22 protein-coding genes are annotated in these 23,213 nt (G+C 70.9%); 12 read left to right on the forward strand and 10 right to left on the reverse strand.

Annotated features, from left to right (window positions below; all coding sequences use genetic code 11):
* Nucleotides 1–103: 103 nt before the first annotated feature.
* From MFF40_RS06300 to MFF40_RS06315, 4 genes are all read right to left on the reverse strand, one after another.
* Nucleotides 104–406: a plasmid stabilization protein gene (locus tag MFF40_RS06300; RefSeq protein ID WP_238259965.1), complete on the reverse strand. Its 303-nt coding sequence runs from the start codon at nucleotides 404–406 to the stop codon at nucleotides 104–106.
* Nucleotides 407–423: 17 nt separating this feature from the next.
* Nucleotides 424–2,040, reverse strand: a complete 1,617-nt coding sequence (locus tag MFF40_RS06305) for a hybrid sensor histidine kinase/response regulator (RefSeq protein WP_238259967.1) — start codon at nucleotides 2,038–2,040, stop codon at nucleotides 424–426.
* Between the two features lie 137 nt (nucleotides 2,041–2,177).
* Nucleotides 2,178–4,151, reverse strand: coding sequence for an AI-2E family transporter (locus MFF40_RS06310; RefSeq protein WP_147898222.1), 1,974 nt, complete (start codon nucleotides 4,149–4,151; stop codon nucleotides 2,178–2,180).
* A gap of 92 nt (nucleotides 4,152–4,243) precedes the next feature.
* Nucleotides 4,244–4,624 carry a response regulator gene (locus MFF40_RS06315; protein ID WP_058192055.1) on the reverse strand — a complete coding sequence of 127 codons (381 nt, stop codon included), beginning with the start codon at nucleotides 4,622–4,624 and terminating at the stop codon, nucleotides 4,244–4,246.
* 277 nt (nucleotides 4,625–4,901) lie between these two features.
* Here MFF40_RS06315 and MFF40_RS06320 point away from each other — a divergent pair, with 277 nt between their 5' ends.
* Nucleotides 4,902–5,552, forward strand: coding sequence for a glutathione S-transferase family protein (locus MFF40_RS06320; protein ID WP_147857109.1), 651 nt, complete (start codon nucleotides 4,902–4,904; stop codon nucleotides 5,550–5,552).
* A gap of 7 nt (nucleotides 5,553–5,559) precedes the next feature.
* On the opposite strand, the gene MFF40_RS06325 is transcribed toward MFF40_RS06320, so the two are convergent.
* Nucleotides 5,560–6,483 carry a pyridoxamine 5'-phosphate oxidase family protein gene (locus MFF40_RS06325; protein WP_147898221.1) on the reverse strand — a complete coding sequence of 308 codons (924 nt, stop codon included), beginning with the start codon at nucleotides 6,481–6,483 and terminating at the stop codon, nucleotides 5,560–5,562.
* 8 nt (nucleotides 6,484–6,491) lie between these two features.
* Nucleotides 6,492–7,118: a glutathione S-transferase family protein gene (locus MFF40_RS06330; RefSeq protein WP_147857614.1), complete on the reverse strand. Its 627-nt coding sequence runs from the start codon at nucleotides 7,116–7,118 to the stop codon at nucleotides 6,492–6,494.
* Nucleotides 7,119–7,216: 98 nt separating this feature from the next.
* Between MFF40_RS06330 and MFF40_RS06335 the strand changes: the two genes are divergently transcribed.
* The 3 genes from MFF40_RS06335 (at nucleotide 7,217) to MFF40_RS06345 (ending at nucleotide 10,521) form a co-directional block, all read left to right on the forward strand.
* Nucleotides 7,217–8,116, forward strand: a complete 900-nt coding sequence (locus tag MFF40_RS06335) for a LysR substrate-binding domain-containing protein (RefSeq protein ID WP_147898220.1) — start codon at nucleotides 7,217–7,219, stop codon at nucleotides 8,114–8,116.
* Between the two features lie 176 nt (nucleotides 8,117–8,292).
* The gene (locus MFF40_RS06340; RefSeq protein ID WP_147857292.1) at nucleotides 8,293–9,204 is read left to right on the forward strand and encodes an amino acid ABC transporter substrate-binding protein; all 912 of its coding nucleotides are present in this window, start codon (nucleotides 8,293–8,295) and stop codon (nucleotides 9,202–9,204) included.
* A gap of 72 nt (nucleotides 9,205–9,276) precedes the next feature.
* Nucleotides 9,277–10,521, forward strand: a complete 1,245-nt coding sequence (locus MFF40_RS06345; protein WP_238259969.1) for an MFS transporter — start codon at nucleotides 9,277–9,279, stop codon at nucleotides 10,519–10,521.
* 9 nt (nucleotides 10,522–10,530) lie between these two features.
* On the opposite strand, the gene MFF40_RS06350 is transcribed toward MFF40_RS06345, so the two are convergent.
* Together MFF40_RS06350 and MFF40_RS06355 are read right to left on the reverse strand one after the other, a co-directional pair.
* Nucleotides 10,531–11,772, reverse strand: coding sequence for an NAD(P)/FAD-dependent oxidoreductase (locus MFF40_RS06350; protein ID WP_238259971.1), 1,242 nt, complete (start codon nucleotides 11,770–11,772; stop codon nucleotides 10,531–10,533).
* A complete protein-coding gene (locus MFF40_RS06355; RefSeq protein ID WP_147854412.1) occupies nucleotides 11,769–12,710 on the reverse strand; it encodes a LysR family transcriptional regulator in 942 nt (313 codons plus the stop codon). The genes MFF40_RS06350 and MFF40_RS06355 overlap by 4 nt, the downstream gene beginning before the upstream one ends.
* A gap of 181 nt (nucleotides 12,711–12,891) precedes the next feature.
* Between MFF40_RS06355 and MFF40_RS06360 the strand changes: the two genes are divergently transcribed.
* The 6 genes from MFF40_RS06360 to MFF40_RS06385 all read left to right on the forward strand — a co-directional run bounded on the left by MFF40_RS06360 (nucleotide 12,892) and on the right by MFF40_RS06385 (nucleotide 19,669).
* A complete protein-coding gene (locus MFF40_RS06360) occupies nucleotides 12,892–13,947 on the forward strand; it encodes a class 1 fructose-bisphosphatase (RefSeq protein WP_238259973.1) in 1,056 nt (351 codons plus the stop codon).
* A 22-nt stretch (nucleotides 13,948–13,969) separates the two neighbouring features.
* The gene (locus tag MFF40_RS06365) at nucleotides 13,970–14,830 is read left to right on the forward strand and encodes a phosphoribulokinase (protein WP_147854414.1); all 861 of its coding nucleotides are present in this window, start codon (nucleotides 13,970–13,972) and stop codon (nucleotides 14,828–14,830) included.
* A 366-nt stretch (nucleotides 14,831–15,196) separates the two neighbouring features.
* Nucleotides 15,197–15,610, forward strand: a complete 414-nt coding sequence (locus MFF40_RS06370; RefSeq protein ID WP_147854415.1) for an NUDIX domain-containing protein — start codon at nucleotides 15,197–15,199, stop codon at nucleotides 15,608–15,610.
* An 83-nt stretch (nucleotides 15,611–15,693) separates the two neighbouring features.
* Nucleotides 15,694–16,380, forward strand: coding sequence for a ribulose-phosphate 3-epimerase (gene rpe / locus MFF40_RS06375; RefSeq protein WP_147898218.1), 687 nt, complete (start codon nucleotides 15,694–15,696; stop codon nucleotides 16,378–16,380).
* A complete protein-coding gene (locus MFF40_RS06380) occupies nucleotides 16,374–17,123 on the forward strand; it encodes an HAD-IA family hydrolase (RefSeq protein WP_147854417.1) in 750 nt (249 codons plus the stop codon). The genes rpe and MFF40_RS06380 overlap by 7 nt, the downstream gene beginning before the upstream one ends.
* Nucleotides 17,124–17,572: 449 nt before the next feature.
* Complete coding sequence (locus MFF40_RS06385) at nucleotides 17,573–19,669, forward strand: methyl-accepting chemotaxis protein (protein ID WP_238259976.1); 2,097 nt, start codon at nucleotides 17,573–17,575, stop codon at nucleotides 19,667–19,669.
* Between the two features lie 12 nt (nucleotides 19,670–19,681).
* On the opposite strand, the gene MFF40_RS06390 is transcribed toward MFF40_RS06385, so the two are convergent.
* Nucleotides 19,682–19,879, reverse strand: coding sequence for a hypothetical protein (locus tag MFF40_RS06390; protein WP_187278137.1), 198 nt, complete (start codon nucleotides 19,877–19,879; stop codon nucleotides 19,682–19,684).
* 162 nt (nucleotides 19,880–20,041) lie between these two features.
* Between MFF40_RS06390 and MFF40_RS06395 the strand changes: the two genes are divergently transcribed.
* Entirely contained in the window at nucleotides 20,042–20,788 is a 747-nt protein-coding gene (locus MFF40_RS06395) for a YebC/PmpR family DNA-binding transcriptional regulator (protein ID WP_147854419.1), read from the forward strand.
* A gap of 97 nt (nucleotides 20,789–20,885) precedes the next feature.
* Here MFF40_RS06395 and MFF40_RS06400 read toward each other — a convergent pair whose 3' ends face one another.
* Complete coding sequence (locus tag MFF40_RS06400; RefSeq protein WP_147854420.1) at nucleotides 20,886–21,884, reverse strand: alginate O-acetyltransferase AlgX-related protein; 999 nt, start codon at nucleotides 21,882–21,884, stop codon at nucleotides 20,886–20,888.
* Between the two features lie 184 nt (nucleotides 21,885–22,068).
* Here MFF40_RS06400 and ada point away from each other — a divergent pair, with 184 nt between their 5' ends.
* Nucleotides 22,069–23,133 (forward strand): bifunctional DNA-binding transcriptional regulator/O6-methylguanine-DNA methyltransferase Ada, encoded by a 1,065-nt coding sequence (ada, locus tag MFF40_RS06405; protein WP_147899122.1) that lies wholly within the window; start codon nucleotides 22,069–22,071, stop codon nucleotides 23,131–23,133.
* Nucleotides 23,134–23,213 lie beyond the last annotated feature (80 nt).

Consider the following 23,213-nt stretch of genomic DNA (forward strand, 5'->3'; position numbering starts at 1 on the left):
GAGCGCGAAGTCGAATGACCAACTTCTAGATGGTGGCAAACTACTGATCGCTATCGATCCAAGCCCGTCGGCACGCTGAAAGCATCCAGTCTCGTCGATCAGCTTACGCATTCGCCTTGCGCGTCGCCGCCGCCTTCTTGGCCGAGGCCGAGCGCTGTTCCGGCGTCCGCCCGGCCGAAGCCTTGCCCCCTGTCGCCCCGCCCTTGTGGGCCGCCGGATGGCCGGTGGCCTTGCCGCGGCCGGAGCCGCCCGGCTTCTCGCCGCCGCCGTCGTCCTTGTTGACCGTGGCCCAGGCGCGGGATTCCGCTTCCTCCTCCGGCACGCCGCGCGCCTCGTAGGAGTCGGCGATGTGCTCGGCCTTGCGCTTCTGCTTGTCGGTGTATTTCGCCTTGTCTCCCTGCGCCATCGCGCGTCTCCTCAAGCTCAGCCTACGCCGGTGGGACCGTCGAGGATGGCCCGCACGCGGCGGACCAGTTCCGTGCGCCGGTAAGGCTTGTTGAGAAGGTCAAACTCCGAACCGCCGATATCGGTTCGCTCCAGGCTCGCCTCCGCGTAGCCCGTGGCCAGCAGGACCTTGAGCTTGGGCTGGCGGCGGCGCGCCTCGCGGGCGAGCAGCACGCCGTTCATGCCGCCTGGCATGATCAGGTCGGTGAACAGCAGGTCGATCCGCTCGCTGGATTCCAGGATCTCCAGGGCCTCGCGGGCATTGCTGGCCATCAGCGTCGTGTAGCCGAAGTCCCGCAGGATGGTGCGGGCGAGTTCGGCCACGTCCTCGCGGTCGTCGACGATCAGGATCGTCTCGGTGCCCTGCCGGTCCACCGCCCGGTGCGAGACCTTGGATGGGGCATGCGCGTCGCCGTCGGTCGCCGGGAAGGACAGGCGCACCGTCGTGCCGGCGCCGACCACGGACTCGATCTGGGCGGCGCCGCCGGATTGCTTGGCGAAGCCGTAGACCATCGAAAGGCCGAGCCCGGTGCCCTTGCCCTCCTCCTTGGTGGTGAAGAACGGATCCATCACCCGGGCCAGCACCGCGGGCGGGATGCCGGTGCCGCTGTCGCGGATGGCGATGCTGACGTAGCGGCCCGCGCGCAGCGGCCCGATCTCGCCCCTGGCCGCGACCGCGTTGTTCTCCGTGGTGATCCGGACGGTGCCGCCCTCCGGCATGGCGTCCCGGGCGTTGATCAGCACGTTGAGGATCGCGACCTCGGCCTGCGTCGGGTCCACGCGGCAGTTCCAGAGATCCTGGGCGAGATCCAGCTCGATCGTCACCGCCTCGCCCACGGAGCGGGCGACCATGTCGCGCATCCCCTCGACCAGCGTGTTGAGGTTGACGGCGCGCCCGTCCAGCCGCTGCTTGCGGGCGAAGGCCAGCAACTGCTGCGTCAGCGTCGTCGCGCGCTCGGCCGCCTGCCGGATGTTGTCGGTGGCGCGCCCGAGCCGGGCGCGGTCCGCATCGGGCTTTTCGAGCCCGGAGGCCAGGATGTCGACGTAGCCGACGATAACCTGCAGCAGGTTGTTGAAGTCGTGCGCGATGCCGCCGGTGAGCTGGCCCAACGCCTCCATCTTCTGCGCCTGGCCCAACGCCTCCTCGGCGTCGCGCCGGCGCGAGACGTCGAGCTGCGAGCCGAAGAAATACACGAGCTCCCCGGCCGAATTGTACACCGGCGAGACGAACAGGGCGTTCCAGAAGCTCGAGCCGTTCTTGCGGTAGTTCAGGATCTCGGTGGCGAATTCGCGCTTCTCGGCGATCGCCGAGCGGATCTGGTCGACGGTCTCGCGGTCGGTCTCCGAGCCCTGCAGGAACCGGCAATTGCGCCCGACCAGCTCTTCCGGCGTGTAGCCGGTCATCGCCAGGAAGGCGCGGTTGGCGAAGATGATCGGATTGTCCGGCTGGCGCGGATCGGTGACGATCATCGGCATGCGGGTGGTTTCCACCGCGGCGAAGAAGATGTCGCTCTTGGGGTCGGCGACATCGCTCGCCGCGCCGTCCCTGACGACCGCGCTCGGTCCGATCGGAGGTTTTTCAGGGGAATCGGCCATGGCGTGCAGTCTTGTTTGTTCCAGTCGTGGACAGATGGGGATGGCGGTCCGGTGCCGGCATCGGGCTGCGACTCTAGGAAGGCGCGCGACGGCGTCGACCGGTCACGCCACGTCGGCGTCGTCGCGCGTGGCGGGGGTCAGGCCGCCACCGGCCGGGCCGGACCGGGGAGGGCCCGGGTGGGTGCGGACGCGACCTGCGCGGGCGCCGGCTCACGGCAGGCACTCGTGACCGCCGAGAGCGCCTCGTTCAACGAGGTGACGAGGAAGTCCGCCGAGGTCGCCCGGCGCAGGCGGTCCAGCGTCGCCGGATCGCGCTCGCGCCAGAAACCCACCAGGATACGCACGCCCGGCACCGCGGCGCGGGCCTGCCGCACCGTGAACCGGATCTGCGACAGGCTGACCGGCTCGAGATAGGAAAAGCAGATCAGCGCGAGGCCGCCCGGGTTGTCGGGGCGCTCGCCGGCGCGGATCGCGGCCATCGACAGGGTCTGCGAGGCGAGCCCGTGCCGGGCCAGGATCTGGCTGAGCATGAGGGTGGCCGCCTCGTCGAACGGGCCGCGGCTCGACACGCAGAGGACCGGCGTCTCGCTGCGCCAGGCCGGCACGAGATCCTCGCGGGCCAGCACGATGCCGGCGATCTGACGGTCCGGCCCCGCGGCGGCCAGCGCCGCCGCGGTCTCGGTGTCGGAGGCGCGCGGGGTGCCCCGCCGGGTGCGTCGCGCCACCGGGGCGGTCCCGAGCCGTGCCACCACGGTGCGGATCGCGGCGCCGACCTCGTCCTGGCGGGCGCGGTCCAGGGTGCCGCGGGAAAGGTCCTCCTGCGCGAGCAGCAGGCCGGCCAGAGCGACCTCGTCGTAATAGGTGACGAGCGCCCGCTCCTTGAGGAACTGCCAGCCCTGGTCGATCGCCTCGACCGGGTCGCCCGCCAGCATGCGCTGGTAGAAGATCTCCGGCGGCGCGAGCGCCGGCCGGTCGCCGAGCAGCACGTCGAGATACCAGAGGCGCTCCACGTGGCGGCCGAGCACCACCAGGCAGACGGTGAGCGGGGTGGCCAGCACCAGGCCGATCGGTCCCCACAGGAAGGTCCAGATCGTGGCCGCCAGGATCACGGCGATCGGCGACAGGCCGGTGGAGTGTCCGTAGAGCAGCGGCTCGATCACGTGTCCGGCGATCGGCTCCACCACCAGGAACAGGGCTGCGGTGGCGATCACCATGGTCCAGCCGGGATCGACCGCCGCGGCGAGGATCAGCGGCAGCAGGGCGCTGATCGCGGCGCCGATATACGGCACGAACCGCAGGATCGCGGCGAGCACGCCGAACAGGGTCGGGCTCGGCACGCCGATCAGCCACAGGCCGACCCCGATCACCACCCCGAAGGCGATGTTGAGGGCGAGCTGCGCCAGGAAGAACCGGCTGAGCCGGCTGGTCGCGTCGTCGATCGCCGCCGTCACCCGGCGCAGGTCCCCGGAGCCGCCCGCCAGCCGGATCGCCCGGTTCCGCAGGTCCTCGCGCTGGAGCAGGATGAAGATCGTGAAGATCAGGATCAGGCCGGTGGTGGCCAGCGGGTGCAGGATCGGGCCCGCGAAGGTCTGGAACGTCTCGACGACGCTCGCCCGGGCGGGGCTGATCTCCACGGTGAGCGGGTGCGTCCGGGTTCCCGGCTCGCCCTTGACCTCGATGGCGCCGGGCGGCTGCAGCGTGGCGCTCAGGTCCTGGACCATGTCGACCATGCGCGACAAGGTCCCGGCCCCGGCGGTCGCGCCGCGCAGGTCCTTGATCTTGTCGCGCATCACCAGCGTGTAGCGCGGCAGGTCGGATGCCAGCTGTGACGCCTCGCTGGCGATGAGGCTGCCGATCCCGAACAGGCCGCCGAACACGATCACCACCACCAGGAGCACCGCCGCCGCCCGCGGCACGCGGAGCCGCCGGAGGATGCGGACCGCCGGCACCAGGACGAAGCTCAGCAGGATCGCCAGCGTCACCGGCACCAGGATCTCGCGCCCGAGATACAGGGCCGCCATGATCGACACGACGAGGAGGGTGGAGGCCAGCGCGACGATGACCGGCAGGCCCTGCTTGAGGCGCTGGGCGGTGACGGGATCCTCGCTCACAAAGACGCTCCACTCTGATCGGACTGGGGGACGAGGCCGCCCCGCGACGGCGGAGCGGTTCGGATCGGGGCGCCTGCCGCGTCGGGCGGCCGTCAGCCGGCCTGTGCGGTCTCGCCCAAAGCGGCGCTGATCTGGCTGAGCAGTTTGGAGAAATCGACCGGCTTGGGATGGTAGTCGTCGCAGCCCGCCTGGATCGCCTTGTCCCGGTCCCCGGACATGGCGTGGGCCGTGAGCGCGATGATCGGGATCGCCCGCGTGTCGGATCCGGATTTGAGGGCGCGCGCCGCCGACCAGCCGTCGAGGACCGGCAGGTTCATGTCGAGCAGGATCACGTCGGGCTGACCCGACCGGGCCTGCTGCACGCCGGCCTCGCCGTCATGGGCCAGGATCACCTCGTAGCCGCGGCGCTTGAGGCGGCGGGACAGGAAGTCCCAGATCTCTTCATGGTCCTCGACCAACAGTATCTTCGCCATCAGAACTCGAATCCCCGGGTCGCGTCGCGCCGGCTGGCACCCCAACGCGCGGCAACGCACAAACGCCCAACGTCCCTGCCGCGATTCCGGTCCCTGCGGAAGTGGGCGCCTGGCGCGGAGGGGTGCAGCTCGGATCCGGATGTCTCATCGGGGCCGCCTGTCCCGGGCCCGGGGTGATGCCACAACCGCAGCCGTCGCCGCGCTGCACGATTGACCCGGACCTCAGGCAGGACGAAGCGTATCGCCGCGCAAATTACGGATCCCGGGAGGGTGCGACATGGCCGATACGCCGGACATCGAGTTCTATCACGCCCCCAATACCCGCTCGACCGGCGTGCGCGTGCTGCTGGAGGAACTCGGCGCCCCGCATCGGCTGCACGTGCTCAACATGCGGGCCGGCGAACATCTCGGGGACGCCTATCGCGCCATCAACCCGATGGCCAAGGTGCCGGCGATCCGCCACGGCGACGCGCTCGTCACCGAGCAGGCGGCGGTCTACATGTATCTCGCCGACCTGTTTCCCGCGGCCGGCCTGGCCCCGGCGCTCACCGATCCCGCCCGGGGGACGTATCTGCGCTGGATGGTGTTCTACGGCTCCTGCTTCGAGCCCGCGGTGATCGACCGCCATCTCAAGCGCGAAGCCGGGCCGCGGGCCATGTCGGCCTATGCCGACTACGACAGCGTGATCGCGCGCGTCACCGAAGCGCTGAATCCGGGGCCGTACCTGCTCGGCGACCGCTTCAGCGCCGCCGACGTCCTCTGGGGCAGCGCGCTCGGCTGGACGACGGGCTTCGGCCTGGTCGCGCCCGATCCGGCGCTGTCGGCCTATGTCGACCGGATTCGGGCCCGCCCGGCCTTCCGGACCGTGGCCGCCGCGGATGCGCGGCTCGCGCAGGAGCACGAGGCGGCCGCGCCGGGCGCGGCCTGAGCCACGATCAGGCGTCCTCGCTTGCGTCCCAGATGCCGGTGCGCGCGAGTTGCGCTGCCGGCTCGGGGGCGCTCCAGCGGAGGGGAACCGCCGCCCGGCGCCGCCAGCCCGCTGTCATCGTGAACGCCCAGGATCGCTGCGCACCCAGGAGCCCTGCGGCGTCGGCGCCGGCCCAGTCGATGGTGGTGCGGCCCTGGAGGACAAGAAGGTCGCCGCTGGTGAAGTCGAGGAACAGCAGCGCCGCACGCGGCTCGCCGACCAGGTTGCCCAGCGTGTTGAAGTAGCGGTTTCCGGAGAAATCCGGGACCGTCAGCACGTCGCCGCGGCGCCGGACGAAGCCCGGCCGCCCGCCCCGATGCGAGATGTCGGCGCCGCCGTCCCGGAGCCCGTCCCGCGACCGGGTCGCCACGAACAGCGTGTCCGCGGCGTCGATCAACGCGCCGGCTTCCGCATCCAGGGCCGACAGGATCTCGGTCGGCCCCGGCTGGCGCGGCATCGGCTCGACGTCGCGTCGCTGGATGTATTGCGGGCAATTGCCGAAGCTCTGGTCGATCGCCACGGTCAGGCCGTCCCGGTCGCGGCGCACGATGCGGCCGTTGGCACGGTTGCGCCGCCGGGTCGCCAGATCGATGCCCAGGATCCCGGTCTCCGCGCCCGGTATCAGGAACCGGGACGCAGGGTCGGCCGGGTCGAGCGCCGCCGAGATGGCGAGATGGGTCGCGTCCTGGCTGTGCACGAAGCCGGTCTCTCCCGTCAGCAGGGTCGCGACCGGCGCGCCGCTGGCATCCGCGGTCCCGACCAGGAGATACGGCAGGCCCGCAAAGAAGCCGCGGTGCTGATCCGGCATGAACGACCGGATCGCCGGGGTCTCGCCGAGGATGTGGCCGGCCCGCGCCTGGGCAGTCGCCTCGTCCGCATGGAAGGTGGCCATGGCACGCCTCACGCCTGTTCGGGGATGGGAGAGGCGGGCATCGGGATGAAGCCCGGCAGGGCCTCGACCCGGGCGATCCAGGCCCGCACGGCCGGATAGGGCGCGAGCGAGACGCCGCCCTCGGGGGCGTGGGCCACGTAGGAGTAGCAGGCGATGTCGGCGAGCGTCGCCCGGTCGGCGGCGAGGTACCGGCGCTCGGCCAAGTGTCCGTCCATGAAACCGAGGATCCGCGCGGCGGTCGCGTGCACGGCCGCGCGGTCGGCCCGGGCACCGAACACCACCATCAGCCGGGCCAAAGCCGGCCCGGTGCGCACCTCCCCGGAGGCGATCGAGAGCCAGCGCTGGACCTCGGCCGCGCCGAGCGGATCGGCCGGCATCCAGCCGCCGCCGGCTGCGTAGCGCGCCGCGAGGTAGACCAGGATCGCGTTGCTGTCCGGGATCGCGGTCGCGCCGTCGGTCAGGACCGGGATCTGGCCCAGCGGGTTGAGGCGGCGGAACTCGGCTGCAGTGCGCTGCTCGGCGCTCGCCACCTCGACGAACCGATAGGGCAGCCCCAGCAGCGACAGGAACAGTTCCGCGCGGTGCGAATGGCCCGAGAGGCGCAGGCCGTAGAGGGTGAGGTCGGGTTCGGACATCGTCGGGGTCTCCAGCAACGACCCGACTATCGCCCTTGCAGCGCACGCCGAAAATCCGGAATGTCTGACACTCAGAATTTCACGGACTGCAACAATCGATGGACCGGTTGGACGAACTCGCCCTCTTCGTCGCGATCATCGATGCCGGCAGCCTCGCCGGGGCGGCCCGGCGGTCGCGCCGTTCGGCGGCCGCCGCGACCCGGGCGCTCGCGAGCCTGGAGGCCCGGGCCGGCGCCCGCCTGGTGGAGCGCACCACCCGCCGCCTCGCGCCCACCCCGGCGGGCCTCGAACTGGCCGAGCGGGCGCGCGGCCTGCTGGCGGGTTACGAGGCTGCCGTCTCGGGGGCGGCCGGCGATGCGGTGCGGGGTCTCGTGCGGGTCACGGCGCCGGTCCTGTTCGGGCGCAAGCACGTGGCGCCGGTCGTGTCGGGCTTCCTGGACGCCTACCCGGAGGCGCAGGTCGAGCTGGTCCTCGCCGACCGCAACCTCGACCTCGTGGAGGACGGGATCGACGTCGCGCTCCGGATCGGGCCGCTCGTGGAATCGCGCCTCGTCGCGCGCCGGCTCGGGCAGGTGAGCCAGGTCGTCGTCGCCAGCCCGGCCTATCTCGCCGCCCGGGGCACGCCCCGGACGCCTGCCGACCTGAGCGCGCACGACACCATCGTGGGCCCGATCCATGCGGGCGTTCGCGAATGGCGCTTCGGTGCCAACCGGGTGCGCCTCGCCCCGCGGCTCATCGTCAACGAGGTCGAGGCGGCGCTGATCGCGGCCCGGGCCGGACGCGGCATCGCGCGGGTGCTGTCCTACCAGGCCGCCGAAGAGATCGCGGACGGCCGGCTCGTGCGCCTGCTCGCGGCTTACGAGCCGGCACCGGTGCCGGTGCACCTCGTGACCCCGAGCCAGGGCCTCCGGCCCGCCCGGGTGAACGCCTTCCTCGACTACGCCGCGGAATCCTTGAGGACATTGCCGGTCCTCCAATTCATGAAAACCGGAACATGATCGGTCTTCCGTCACCGGATTGGGTCGTGGACTGGTTTTCCTGCCGCTGCTGGCCGTAGCCACGGCCGGACTCTTGCTGAGGGATGTGCGGAAGCCCGATCCGCGTGCAGTCGGGCTCCCGCCGCCGGGTCGGTCCGGCCGGCGTTCCGTTGCGCGACCAGGGAACCGGCCAGCCCATGCGTCTGCTCACTCCGCTCCTCGCCGTGCTGCTCGCGGTCCTCCCCCCGGCGGCCCGGGCCGAACCGCTGACCGGCACCCTCAAGAAGATCAAGGACAACAACCGGATCGTGCTCGGCGTGCGCGATAGCTCGCCGCCGTTCAGCTACCTGGACCAGAACCAGAAGGTGGTCGGCTTCGCGGTCGATATCTGCCTCAAGATCGCCGACGCCGTGAAGCGCGAATTGAAGATGCCGGGGCTCGAGGTCGCGATGGAGTTCGTGAACTCCTCGTCCCGCATCCCGCTGATGACCAACAACACCACCGATCTCGAATGCGGCACCACCACCAACAATTCCGAACGCAAGAAGCAGGTCGCCTTCACCAACACCCACTTCCTCACGGCGACCCGGTTCGTCTCGCGGAAGGACCAGAAGATCGCCAGCCTGGAGGATCTGCGCGGTAAGGTGGTCTCGTCGGTGGCCGGCTCGACCAACATCCTGATGCTGATCAAGGCCAACAACGAGCGCAAGCTCGGCATCACGGTGATCGCCGCCAAGGATGTGCCGGAGGCCTTCCTGATGGTCGAGACCGGCCGGGCGGCGGCCTTCGTGATGGACGACGTGCAGCTCAGCGTGGTGGCGGCCCAGTCGAAGGATCCGTCCGCCTACGCGATCAGCCAGGAGACCCTGTCCGATCCGGAACCCTACGGCATCATGCTGCGCCGGGACGATCCGGCCTTCAAGGCGCTGATCGATAAGGCCACCGCAGACCTCTACCGCAGCCCCGAGATCATGACGATCTACGAGACGTGGTTCCTCAAGCCGGTGCCGCCGCGGGGCCTGAACTACAACGTGCCGCTGTCGTCGGCTCTGCGCTGGGCGTTCGAGCATCCGAGCGACAATTCGGATCCGGCCTTCTACGCGCACTGATCCGGGTGGGTTTCGCTGCGGCCGCGGAGATGCGATGCCGCGGTCAGGTCCGCCCGCCCCGCGAAGCCCCCCATGCTCGACCGCCAAGAGCCGGCCCTCACGCCGTCCGCGACCCGCGCGCCGGAGCCGGGTGCCGGCTCGATCCCGCGCCTGATCGTCGTCCTGGCCTGCGCGGGGTTCGGCAGCACCTTCGCGCTGCGCTCGGTCGAGCCCCTGGTCGGCGTGCTGGCCCGGGATCTCGGCAGCGACACCCACACGGTGGCGCTGCTCTCCACCGCCTTCGCGCTGCCCTACGCCTTCATCCAGCCGGTTCTGGGCCCGGTGGGCGACGCGCTCGGCAAGGAGCGGGTGATGAGCGTCTGCCTGGCGGTGCTCGCGGGCGCCCTCGTCCTGTGCAGCCTCGCCCCCGATATCGGCAGCCTGTTCGGCCTGCGGATGCTGGCGGGGGCCGCCGCCGGGGGCTGCATCCCCCTGTCGCTCGCGCTGCTCGGCGACCGGGTGCCCATGGACCGGCGCCAGGTGGCGATCGGGCGCTTCCTCGTGGCGGTGATCCTCGGGCAGCTCTCCGGCTCGACCTTCGCGGGTCTGATCGAGGCGGTGATCGGCTGGCGCGGCGTGTTCGCCATCACGGCTCTGGTCGCCGCCATCGCGTGCGCCGCGACGGTGTTCGGCTTCGACCGCACCGGCAGCCTCCCGGCCCGCCGCCCCGCCTTCGGGCAGGCGGTGCGGCGCTACCGCACCATCCTGGCCAATCCGCGAGCCCGGATCCTGTTCTCGGCGGTGTTCGTCGAGGCGATCGCGATCTTCGGCGTGTTCCCGCATCTCGCCCCGCTGATCGAGGCCCGCGGCGAGGGCGGCCCGCGGGAGGCCGGCCTGGTGCTCGCGGGCTTCGCCATCGGCGGCCTGCTCTACTCGGCCCTGGTCGGGTTGCTGGTGCGGCTGCTGGGCATGCCCCGGATGCTGATCGGCGGCGGCCTGATCTGCGGCGCCTCGCTCACCGTGGTCGGGCTGGCCGGAAGCTGGCAGGTGGACTGCGCCGCCCTGACCGCCATGGGTCTCGGCTTCTACATGCTGCACAACACCTTCCAGACGCAGGTGACCGAGGTGGCGCCCACGGCCCGCGCCTCCGCGGTGGCCCTGCACGCGTTCTCGTTCTTCTGCGGGCAGGCGCTCGGCGTCGCGGTGCTGGGTCAGGCGCTGATGCAGCTCGGGCAGTTCGGGGCGCTCGCGGCCTGCGCGGTCACGATCCTGGGGCTCGGGATCGCCACGGCGGTGGCCCTGCAGCGGCCGGGGCCGAAGATCGCCTTCTCGGATTGACCGGTCCGGTCAGGGACGGGCCATCGCCAGCGCCTTGAGGTCGAAGACGGGATCGGCCGCCTGCTCCGGGGTGAGCGGCGTCCCCGCCGCCAGCATGCGCCGGGCGATCATGTGGTCGGCCGCCCGGTCGACCGATTCGACCGCGCTCAGCGAACCGTCCCGGAAGCGGAACACCGAGAAGGCCGCGCCGGAGCCCCGAACCACGCTGGGATCGCCGGGCCCGGACAGGCCGGCGATCTGCAGCTTGTGCGGACCCTGGTCGCTCCAGAACCACGGCAGCGCCCCGTAGGCGGCCGGCTTGCCGTTGAGCCGCGCGGCGAGGCAGCGGCCCTGGTCGATCGCGTTCTGCACCGACTCGATCCGCACCGTGCCGTCCGGGCTGAGCCCGCGCGCGAACGGGCTCGGGAAGCGGGCGCAGTCGCCGATCGCCGAGATCGCGGGATCGGGCGTCGCCAGGAACGCGTCGACCCGCACGCCGTCCTCGGCCGGAAGGCCGGCCTCCGCCGCCAGCTCCCGGTTCGGCAGCACGCCGATGCCGATCAGGATGACGTCGGCGGGAAGCTCCCGCCCGTCCGCCAGCACGATGCCGGTGGCGCGGCCCTCTCGCCCGGTGATCGCGGTCACGCCGGCCCCGAACGCGAAGCGCACGCCCCACTCCTCGTGCGCGGTGCGGAAAAATTGCCCGATCTCCGGCGAGACCGCCCGGGCCATCGGCCGGTCGGCCGCCTCGACCACGGTCACCGACAGGCCCCGGGCGGCGGCCACGGCGGCGAATTCCAGGCCGATGAAGCCGGCGCCGATCACGACGATCGACCGGGCGGCATCGAGCGATGCCCGGAGCGCGTCGGCGTCGTCGAGGCCGCGCAGCTGGCGGACGTTCGGGAAGTCGGCCCCCGGCACCGGCAGCGGCCGGTTGCGGGCGCCGGTGGCCAGCACGAGGTGGTCGTAGGCGAGGCTCTGGCCGTCCGAGAGCTGAAGGCGCCGTCCGGCCCGGTCGATCGCGACAGCGCGGAGGCCGGGGCGGTGGGCGATGGCATGCTCGGCGAAGAAGCCGGGCTGGCGCAGGAACAGACCCTCGGCGTCGGTCTTGCCGGCGAGATAGGCCTTGGACAGGGGCGGCCTCTGGTAGGGCAGGGCGGTCTCGTCGCCCACCAGGGTGATCGGATCCCGAAACCCGCCCTCGCGCAACGAGGCGGCCAGCTGGAATCCGGCCTGGCCGGAGCCGGCGACGACGATGCCGGCCGCGCTCACGCCTTGGCCCCGGTCACTTCGGGCAGCGTCACGCCCGGCAGCATGCGCGCGCCGTCGCTCATCAGGTAGGACCAGACCGCCGAGGCCGCCGGGCCCAGCACCTTGTCGGCCCGGCGCACCGCGTACCAGTCGCGCCGGATCGGCAGGCCCTTCACGTCGAGCAGCGCGAGGCGGCCGCTCTCGACCTCGGCCGCCACGGAATGGACCGACAGGAGCGCGATCCCGAGCCCCGCCATCACGGATTGCTTGATGGTCTCGTTGGAGCCGGTGTCGATGTCGAGCAGCGCCCGCTTGACCAGGATACCGCTCATGAACTCCTCGAAGACCGTGCGCGTGCCGGAGCCCTCTTCGCGGAAAAAGAACGGCTGGTCGGCCAGGTCTTCGCGCGACAGCCCGGTCCGGCCGGCGAGCGGGTGGCTGGGGGGCGCCACCAGCACCAGCGGGTGCGGACCGAACGTCGCCGCCTCGATCGGGAAGTCCCGGGGCGGCCGGCCCATCACGGCGAAGTCGATCTCGTAGCCGCGCAGGGCCTCGACGGTCTGGCCGCGGTTGCGCACCGAGAGGCTGATCTCGACCCCGGGGTGCTTCTTGACGAAGCCCGCGATCACCTGGGGCGCGAAATATTTGGCCGTCGAGACGACGCCCAGCGCGACGCGCCCGCCCTCGGCGCCGCGCAGGGTCCGCAGCCGGTCGGTGCAGGTCTCCAGGACGGTGTTGATGCTGTCGATCGCCCAGAGCATCTCGCGCCCGGCATCGGTGGGCTTGAGGCCCCCCGGCGTCCGGTCGAACAGCAGCAGCCCGGCCTCTTCCTCCAGCTGGCGGATGCGCGCGTAGAGGGCGGCCGAGGTGACGTTCAGCTCCTGGGCGGCCCGGGTCATCGTCCCCAGGCGGGCCACCGCCGCCACCGCCTGGAGCTGCTTGAGAGAGAGGTTGCGCATGGCGGAGGTCTCGTTTTTTTTGTCCTATGACACAAGATCCCCCAGAAATCTTGAGCGTGGCGTCCCCGGTTCTTGTCGATCGGGGCGCGCCGCCCGCTATCATGGTGGTAGAGGGGTCGCTACAGACCGGCGCGGAACGCGCGATCCCGGCAGGCGGGATTTGAGCAGGAGAGACAGGCCGATGGCAATTTCAGCAGCGATCGGGACGCCTCTCGAAACCTGCCTGGCGCAGGCGGTCGAGGCCAACCCGGCCCTGAAGGATGCCGCCGCGGTGATCCGGGCGATCGCGGGCTCGGCGGTGGAGATCAGCGCGCTGATCGGGCGCGGCGCACTCGGCGGCGACCTCGCGGCGGCGGGCGAGAACAACAGCGACGGCGACGTGCAGAAGGCGCTGGACGTGATCGCGCACGAAAGCGTGACCGCCGCCCTGCAGGGCGCCCCCGTCGCCGAGGTCGCCTCCGAGGAGGCCGAGGCGGTGATGCGGTTGAACCCGGACGCGCCGCTGGCCGTGGCGATCGACCCGCTCGACGGCTCGTCCAACATCGGCGTCAACATGGCGGTGGGGATGATCTTCGGCATCCGCCCGTCGATCAAGGACCCGGCCAACCCGCTGGCCTCGTTCACCACCCCGGGCACCGCCCAGATCGCCGCCGGCTTCGTGACCTACGGCCCGGCCACCGCGCTGATCCTGACGCTCGGCGACGGCACCCAATCCTACGTGCTCGACCGGGAGGAGGGCGCGTTCCGCCTGACTAGCTTAGCCATGTCGGTTCCGGCCTCGGCCAAGGAATTCGCCATCAACGCCTCCAACGTCCGGCACTGGGACGCCCCCGTGAAGGCCTATATCGAGGATTGCCAGCGCGGCACCGAGGGCCCGCGCGACAAGGATTACAACATGCGCTGGCTTGCCTCCCTGGTCGCCGACATCCAGCGCGTGCTGACCCGCGGCGGCGTGTTCCTGTATCCGGGCGACGCGCGCAAGAACTACGCCCGCGGCCGCCTGCGGCTGCTCTACGAGGTCGCCCCGGTGGCGATGCTGGTCGAGCAGGCCGGGGGCGCCGCGACCGACGGCCAGACCCGCATCCTCGACCTGGTCGCCACCGGGATCCACGAGCGTGCGCCCCTGGTCTGCGGCTCCACCGAGGAGGTCGCGTGCGTGGCCGCCTATTATGCCGGCGGCAAGCCCGATGCCGGTCGCTCGCCGCTGTTCGGCCAGCGCGGCCTGATGCGGTCGTAATCGCAACGCGAAGTTCAAGATCATGTCGGCGCGGCACCCCATCATCTCGGTGACCGGCTCCTCCGGGGCCGGCACGACCTCGGTGCGCAACACCTTCGAGCAGATCTTCCGCCGGGAAGACGTGCGCGCGGTGTTCATCGAGGGCGACGGGTTCCACGCGTACGACCGCGACACCATGCGGGCCATGATGGCGCGCGAGCCGACGCTGTCGCATTTCGCGCCCCGGGCGAACCTGCTGCCGGAGCTGGAGGCGGTGTTCCGCAGCTACGCCGAGAACGGCACCGGCCAGACCCGGCACTACGCCCACGACCAGCACGACGCCCGGGCCTACGGCATCCCGGAGGGCAGCTTCTCGGATTGGGAGGCGTTCCCGCCGGATTCCGACCTGCTGTTCTACGAGGGCCTGCACGGCTGCGTGGCCGACCCGGACGTGGACATCGCCCGCTACGCCGACCTGAAGATCGGCGTGGTGCCGGTGATCAACCTCGAATGGATCCAGAAGCTGCACCGGGACCGCTCGTTCCGCGGCTATTCCACGGATGCCGTCACCGACGTGATCCTGCGGCGGATGCCCGACTACGTGCAGACCATCTGCCCACAATTCTCGTTCACGGACATCAACTTCCAGCGGGTGCCGACCGTCGACACCTCGAACCCGTTCATCGCCCGCTGGATCCCCACCGCCGACGAGTCGCTGGTGGTGATCCGGTTCAAGGACCCGAAGGGGATCGACTTCTCGTATCTCGTGTCGATGATCCACGACAGCTTCATGAGCCGGGCCAATTCCATCGTGATCCCGGGCGGCAAGCTCGACCTCGCCATGCAGCTGATCCTGACACCGATGATCATGCAGCTCGTGGAACGCCGCCGCCGCCTGGCGTGATTTTTTTGGGGTTGGGCGTTCCCGCTCGCAGGATTCCGCGCGGGCAATCGCGCCAGGAGTTTGGGGGCATGAATGCCCTGCATCCACCCTGTCATTCCGGGGCGCCGCAGGCGAGCCCGGAATCCAGAGCCGCCGACTGTGCAAGACCTTCATCCGTCTGCGGTTATGGATCCCGGGCTCCGCTTCGCGGCCCCGGGATGACAAGGTGGTTCATCCAGCCGCCGTTATCGCTCCTTGAACCGGCACATCGCTGATGGAAGCATAGAACTGAGCGGTTTTGATCGCTGCGCGCCTTTCCCACCCGCACTGGCGACTCGGTCGCCACCGTGGCACCAGCAAATTCCATAACAAACGGGATGCCGGATCGTGCAGGTGGAGCCACGGGTCGGGTGCGGGGCCGCCATCGTCGTCGACGGGCGCATCCTGCTGTTGCGCCGGAGGACCGAGCCGGAGGCCGGGCATTGGGGGCTGGCGGGCGGCAAGGTCGACCTGTTCGAGCCCGTGGCCGATGCGGTGAAGCGCGAGGTCGCCGAGGAGCTCGGTATCGGGATCGAGCCGGTCACGCTGCTCTGCGTCGTGGATCACATCGATGCCGATGCGGGTATCCACTGGGTCGCGCCGGTCTATCGGGTGGATGCCTATTCCCGGGCGCCGCGGCTCGTCGAGCCCGAGAAGCATGACGGTCTGGACTGGTTCGACCTGGAGGCGCCGCCGCAGCCCCTGACGCTGGCGGCGAAGACCGCCATCGCACTCATCCGACAGGCTGACACGCAGGGGTAGGAAGAGCCGGCGAGCCGACGTAAATGGATCCAACCACATCGGCCTTCAGCGCTCGCCCCGGCCCGCCCGATCCCGGATACCGCATGCTGCCTCCCGTCATCGCCCCGTCGATCCTCTCGGCCGACTTCGCCCGCCTCGCCGAGGAGACCCGCGCCGTGGACGCGGCCGGGGCCGACTGGATCCATCTCGACGTGATGGACGGGCATTTCGTGCCCAACATCACCTTCGGCCCTCCGGTGGTGAAGGCGCTGCGCCCGCACACGCAAAAATTCTTCGACGTGCACCTGATGATCGCGCCGGCCGACCCGTATCTCGCGGCCTTCGCAGAGGCCGGCGCCGACGGGATCACGGTCCATGCCGAGGCCGGGCCGCACATCCACCGCTCGCTCCAGACCATCCGCGACCTCGGCAAGCGCGCCGGCGTGGCGATCAACCCCGGCACCCCCGCCGCGCTGGTCGAGCCGGTGCTCGACATCGTGGATCTCGTGCTGGTGATGACCGTCAATCCGGGCTTCGGCGGCCAAAAATTCCTCAAGAGCAGCATGGAGGCGGTGGCGCGGGTGCGGGCCATGGTGGCCGGCCGCGACATCCGCATCCAGGTCGACGGCGGCATCGACGCCGAGACCGTGAAGGCGGCAAGCCGCGCCGGCGCCGACACGTTCGTGGCCGGCAACGCGGTCTTCGGCGGCGGTCTCGACGCCTACGCGGAGCGCATCGCGGCGATCCGGGCCGGCGCGGAGGGCGCCTCCGGTCGCGACCTCTCGTGCTGAGGGCGCTGATCTTCGACGTCGACGGCACGCTCGCCGAGACCGAGGACCTGCACCGGCAGGCGTTCAACCGCGCCTTCGCGGACCTGGACCTGCCCTGGCGCTGGGACCCGGCGCTCTATGCCGACCTGCTCACCGTGATGGGCGGCAAGGAACGGCTCACCCACTACATCGACACGCACCATCCGGGCGAGGCGGCGTCGCTCCACGCCCGGGCGCCCGAGATCCACGCCCGCAAGACGATCGCGTATGGCGGCCTCGTGACCGGGGACGGCCTGCCCCTGCGCCCGGGGATCGCCCGGCTGATCGGCGAGGCCCGGAACGCCGGCCTGCGCCTGGCCATCGCCACCACCACCAGCCGGCCCAACGTCGACCGGCTCCTCGCGGCGAATTTCGGACCGGACGACACGCCCTTCGACGTGATCGCGGCCGGCGACGAGGCCGCGCGCAAGAAGCCCGCACCGGACGTGTTCCAGCTGGCCCTGGACCGCCTCGACGTCCCGGCCGTGCAGGCCGTGGCGTTCGAGGATTCCGCCCCCGGCATCGCGTCGGCCCGCGCCGCCGGCCTGCCGGTCCTGGCGACCCGCAGCCGCTACACCGACAGCCACCGCCTCGACGGCGCCTTCTCGGCGGTCTCCGATCTCGGCGAGCCGGGCCACCCGCACCGACACCTCGCCGGACTTGAATGGCCGGGCGACGTGGTGACGCTGGCCGCTTTGCGGGCTTGGCATGCGGGACTTCGCTGAACCGGCTGCCTCGCCCCCGCGACCGGCATCGATGCCGGCTGGTTCTACGAAAGCCCGAGACGGCCAATCTCGACGCTGACGAGCGCCGGCATGCTCTGAGCTGCCTGCAGTCGCGACGCCTCCCGAACACGCGCGCCATCCTTCTCGATCACGCAAGGCTTAAGCGGGGCATGTGCGCGGCGGGCATCGGGCCTGCCGCGGAAGGCTGTTTTGAGCCGCTGCCTCCCAACCGGGGTCACACATTCGTTGCGACATGAATGAGCAGCCAAACGGAATACTTGGAAGTTATATAATGACAAAATCCGCGATCTTTCAAATATGAAAAATATAAACGTTCTGAATAGTCATTGCTTTTGCTCAATAATCCAAGTCAAAATGAATAAAAAATCCATAGCTTTGTCCCCGATCCGAATTTAAGATCTGATATCTTGATTTGTCGGTGGTTGGCTGTGCCTAAGCTTTCAATTCGCTTTACAATTGTTGCGATCGTCGCCCTCGTCAGTGCCGTCGCGATCGGCTTGGCCGCGTTGCAACTGGTCCGCAGCAAGGCGCGCTCGGATCTGGCCGATCAGGTCGCCGCCTACATGGCGATCGACCGCAACCTGTTCACGAGCCTGACGCAGCTTCGTATCGAGCGGGGGTGGAACATGACGGCCCTCCTGGAGGAGCTCGACGCCAACCGCGTCCACCGGCAGACCGCCCTGGATGGCCGCCAGGCCTTCGACACCGCTATCGACGGCGCCCTCGCCGATCTGAGAGGGGTGACTGATGCCGCCCTGAAAGCCAGGGGCGTCGAACTGCAATCCTTCGTCGATACGTGGCGGCGGCTGCGTCCGGCCGTGGACCCGGCCCTCGATCAGCCCCTTGCCGGCCGGGACCCGTCCCTGCGCAAGCAACTGGACGAGGTCGGCAACCGGTTCCTGATCGCGCTGGAAGCGGCCTCCGACGCGACCGAGGCGCATATCCAGGCCCTCGCCCCCGCCTTCGGCAGCTTCCTCGACGCCCGGGCGGCGATCTGGCTCACGCGCACGAGCAGCGGCCGTGCCGCGGCCATCATCAGCGGGCTCCTGGCGAGCGGCCGTCCCGCCACGCCCGCGGAAGGGACACAGCTGAGCATTGCCGACACACAGGCTTTGACGGCCTGGCAGGTCGCCAAGCGCACCATCGAGATCGGCGGTATGGATGCCGCCGTGCGCGACATGTATGCCCGGGCCAACGCCACCTACTTCGGCGGGCGCATGGCCGAGCACCGCCAGGCCATCGCCGCCGCCATCTCGGATGGGCGCAGGATCTCGGTCCCGAACGTGGAGTGGGATGCCGGGGTCGTCACCGGCCAGAAGGCCGTGTCGGATGCGGCGATCGCAGTCATCTCCGCCGCGGTCGATCAGACGCGGACCGCCGCCGCCGAGGCCCGCCAGGATCTCATGCTCGCCATCGCGGCGATCCTGCTCGCGGCCGGCCTCGCGGTGGCGGCGATCCTGATCGTGCAGGTCCGTATCGTACGACGGATCCTCGGGCTCGCCGAAGCCATGCGGCGCCTGGCCGGGGGCGCGGTCGAGACGCCCGTGCCGGGCACGCAGAATCGGGACGAACTCGGCGCGATGGCCGGGGCCGTGCAGGTGTTCAAGGACAACCTGATCCGGACCGCGGCGCTGGAGGCGGAATCCTCCGAGGCCCGGCGCCTCGCCGAGGAACAGCGCCGGGCGGCGATGCACCAGATGGCCGACGCGTTCGAGCGGGCGACCGGCGGGATCGTGGGCACGGTCTCGGCGTCGGCCGGCGCCTTGCAGGCCACGGCGCAGACCCTGGCGACGACGGCGGCCGAGACGGCGGAACGGTCGACCACGGTCGCGGCCGCCTCTGAGCAGGCCGCGTCCAATGTCGGCACCGTGGCGGCCGCCGCCGAGGAACTGGGCGCTTCGGTGCAGGAGATCGGCCGGCAGGTCGCCGGCTCGGCGGATCTGGCCCGGACCGCGGTGGGCGAAGCGGACCAGACCGCTGCGCTCGTGAGCGCCCTGACCGCGAGCGTGGCCAAGATCGGTGAAGTGGTCGGGCTGATCTCGGGCATCGCCGCCCAAACCAACCTGCTGGCGCTCAACGCCACCATCGAGGCGGCCCGCGCCGGCGAGGCCGGCAGGGGGTTCGCGGTGGTGGCCGCGGAGGTCAAGGCGCTGGCCGACCAAACCGCCAAGGCCACCGGCGAGATCGGCCAGCAGATCGGTGAGGTCCAGGGTGTTACGGGCGAGGCCACCAGGGCGATCGGGCAGATCGCCGGCCGCATCCGGGAGATCAGCACCGTGTCCGCCTCGATCGCGGCGGCGGTGGAGCAGCAGGATGCGGCGACCCAGGAGATCGTCCGCAACGTCGGTCAGGCGGCCTCCGGCACCGGCGCGGTGACCCGCACCATCACGGGCGTGGCCGGGGCGGCGGAGAAGACCGGCGCGGCGGCGGGCGAGGTTCTGACCTCGGCCTCGGAGCTGTCGCGTCAGTCGGAGCAGCTCACGGTCGAAGTCGGGCGCTTCCTGGCCACCGTCCGGGCAGCGTGAGGCGGGGACCGCTTACGAGCCGGCTCGTGGGCGGCTCACGCGTCTTGCCGCTTGCCGCCCCTGCGCCTCCGTGGCGAACAGCATCGTGCCAGCGGCCACGCCGAGCAGCGTGGCGATCCCGAGCTTGAGCCAGCGGCGGTCGGCGGCCGGGGGCGTCGTCGCCGTCCTGCTGTGTTCGGTCCGGCGCGGCATCGGGTTTCCAGCTGACATGTCCGGCGCCAACGCCCGGCGCGGGCGATCTTTCCCCGGTCGTGACGATCGGGTGGCGCGTTGCTTCGTCGGAAGCCGGCGGCCTATAACGCGGCGACCTCACAGCCGCGACGGCGGGGTCCCGGATTCCCGCCCTCGCCAACGAACAAAGTCTCACACGCCATGGCAGGCCATTCGCAGTTCAAGAACATCATGCACCGGAAGGGCCGGGTGGACGCGGTCCGCTCGAAGGTGTTCGGCAAGCTCGCCCGCGAGATCACTGTGGCGGCCAAGCTCGGCACGCCGGACCCGGCCATGAACGCACGCCTGCGCGCGGCGATCATCGCGGCCCGCGCCGAGAATGTGCCCAAGGACAACATCGAGCGCGCCATCAAGAAGGCGGCCGGGGCGGATGGCGAGACCTACGAGGACATCCGCTACGAGGGCTACGGCCCGGGCGGCGCCGCGCTGATCGTCGAGGCGCAGACCGACAACCGCAACCGCACCGCCTCGGACGTGCGCTCGGCCTTCACCAAGTCCGGCGGCAGCCTCGCCGAGACCGGCGCCGTGGCGTTCATGTTCGACCGGGTCGGCGTGATCGGCTTCCCGGCGAACGTCGCCGACGCCGACACGATGCTGGAGGCGGCGATCGAGGCGGGGGCCGACGACGTCAGCTCCAGCGAGGACGGCCACGAGGTCGTCTGCGCGCAGGAATCCTACGGCGAGGTCGCCAAGGCCCTGGAGGCCCGGTTCGGTGAGCCGAGCCGCACCGGCCTGGTCTGGAAGGCGCAGAACACGATCGACGTCGATGACGAGACCGGCGAGAAGCTGATCCGCCTGGTCGAGGTGATCGAGGACCAGGACGACGTGCAGCACGTCTACGTCAACTTCGCGCTGTCCGATGCGCTGATGGCCAAGCTCGAGGGCTAGCGCATCGTGCCGAATATCGGAACCGGCACGATGCGCTAGCTTCTTGATCCGCCTCGTCTTTTTCCGAAAGCCGGCCGCCACCTTTCGGAACGATGCTCTAGGGCTCGCCTGCCTGGGCCGCCAGTTCGGCGCCGAACCGCTCCTGCACGTAGGCGTCCAGCGAGAAGCTGTCGTCGGGCAGCTGGGCCATGAACCGCTCGGCCACCTCGGTGAGGACCAAATCTGGCTTCGTCCGCGCGATGTAGGACCAGTCGAGCGACGTGCTCCAGACGAAGTGCACCTCGCGGAAGGTCTCGGCCAGCAGGATCGTCAGCATGTACGGCATGACGTGCGAGAATGAGTCGCCGAACAGCGCCAGCCGGCGCGGATCGGCCGCCGTCTCGTTGCGGTAGGCCACGTTGGCGCCGCCGTGCAGCGTGTGCAGCAGGCCGGCCTTCTCGCGCGCTTCGACGATCGGGCTGGCATAGGTCCGCAGGGAATCCCGCTGGATCCGGTAGGCCCGTGACGGCGCCCGGCGCGGCGGGTCGAAGGCGCTGCCGAGGTCGCCGTCATGATCGACCGGCGTGAACGGCCGGTCCCGCAGGTCCGCCCGCGGCTCCGTCCCGAAGGCCCGGCAGATCTCGGCATAGGCCAGGTAGCAGCCGTCGAAGCTCCAATGGGTGTCGGTCCGGCAATAGAGGTCGACGGTGTCCCGGGCGGCCCGCATCGGCGCCACCAGGTCAATGCAGGTCTGCCGCCAGCGCTTCCGGCGCCGCCAATCCGCGTAGAGGGCCCGCGGCCCCCGCCGCCACGCGGGACCCAGGTCCGGCTCCGCGTGGAGCAGCCGGTTGGCCGGCGAGGCCGCCGGCGCGATGGTGATCCCGTCCAGGTGGTTGTCGTAGATCACCAGCTTGTCCGGCGCGACCACGTGGCGATACCGGATGCCGAGCGCCCGCAGCCGCCGCTCCCGGTTGGACACGAGGCTGCGCCACGCCCAGATCAGCTCGGCCATCGCCTCCGGCCGCTCCAACTGCCCCAGGATGTCGTTGGTCCCGGTCTTCAGGAACAGCCAGCTGTCCCGCCCGACATGGATGTGATCGGTATTGCTCGACGCCATGACGCACTCGGGGGGTGGGATCGGGAATTCGGCAGCAAGGGGCGGGATGCGGGCGGGGCCGCGGGACGGCAGGGTGACGGGCGTTCGATATACCCGTCCGGCAGGTGCCGTCATGTCCGTTCCCCGCTTGCCTCGTCCCCGCCTGCCCCTCCCCAACGCGCCTGCGCCGCCGCATAGTCCCGCCATGAGCGTTCCCCCGACAGCCGATCCCGAGGAGGCCGCGCGCCGGGCGGCGCTCGCCGCCCGCGACGGGCGGGCGGACGGCACCTTCGTGTACGCGGTCCGCACCACCGGGGTGTATTGCCGCCCGAGTTGCCCGTCGCGGGCGGCCCGGCCCGAGAACGTCACCTTCCACCGCACCTGCGCGGAGGCGGAGGAAGCGGGCTTCCGGCCGTGCCGGCGCTGCAGGCCGGACGAGCCCGGCCCCGCCGCGCGCCGGGCCGAGGCGGTGGCCCGGGCCTGCCGGCTGATCGAGTCCGCCGAGACGATGCCGCCGCTCTCCGAACTCGCCCGCGCCGCGGGTCTGAGCGCCTACCATTTCCACCGGGTGTTCAAGGCCGCCACCGGGGTGACCCCCAAGGCCTACGCGGAAGCCCGACGAGCCGGGGCCCTGGCCGCCGCGCTGCCGAAGGCCACCACCGTCACGGCGGCGCTCTATGACGCCGGCTACGCGACCGCGAGCCGGTTCTACGCCGGCGCCGCCGAGCGTCTCGGCATGGCGCCTGCGGCCTATCGCAAGGGCGGGCTCGGCATCCGCATGCGCTTCGGTGTCGGCGCCTGCAGCCTGGGGGCGATCCTGGTCGCCGCCACGGAGGCCGGCCTCTGCGCGATCCTGCTCGGCGACGACCCCGAACTTCTCGTCCGCGACCTGCAGGACCGGTTTCCGGGGGCCGAGATCGAGGGGGGCGACCCCGCGTTCGAGGCCTGGATGGCGCGGGTCATCGGGCTCGTGGAGGCGCCGGGCACCGGCCTCGACCTGCCCCTCGACATCCGCGGCACCGCGTTCCAGCAGCGCGTCTGGGCGGCCCTGCGGGCGATCCCGGTCGGATCGACCGCCACCTACGCGGACATCGCCCGCGCCATCGGGGCGCCCACGTCCATGCGGGCCGTCGCCCAGGCCTGCGGGGCGAACCACCTGGCGGTGGCGATCCCGTGCCACCGGGTGGTCCGCTCGGACGGATCCCTGTCGGGCTACCGCTGGGGCGTGGACCGCAAGCGCGACCTGCTCGCGCGCGAGGCGGCGGGCTGAGGCGGTGCCCGGCTGACCCGCTCTGCTGCGTGTCCCGCAATGACGCGGCGATCATGACGACGTCGTCAGCTGGCCATCGC

Source organism: Methylobacterium mesophilicum, assembly GCF_022179445.1.
In the GTDB taxonomy this organism is placed as follows: Bacteria; Pseudomonadota; Alphaproteobacteria; order Rhizobiales; family Beijerinckiaceae; genus Methylobacterium; species Methylobacterium mesophilicum.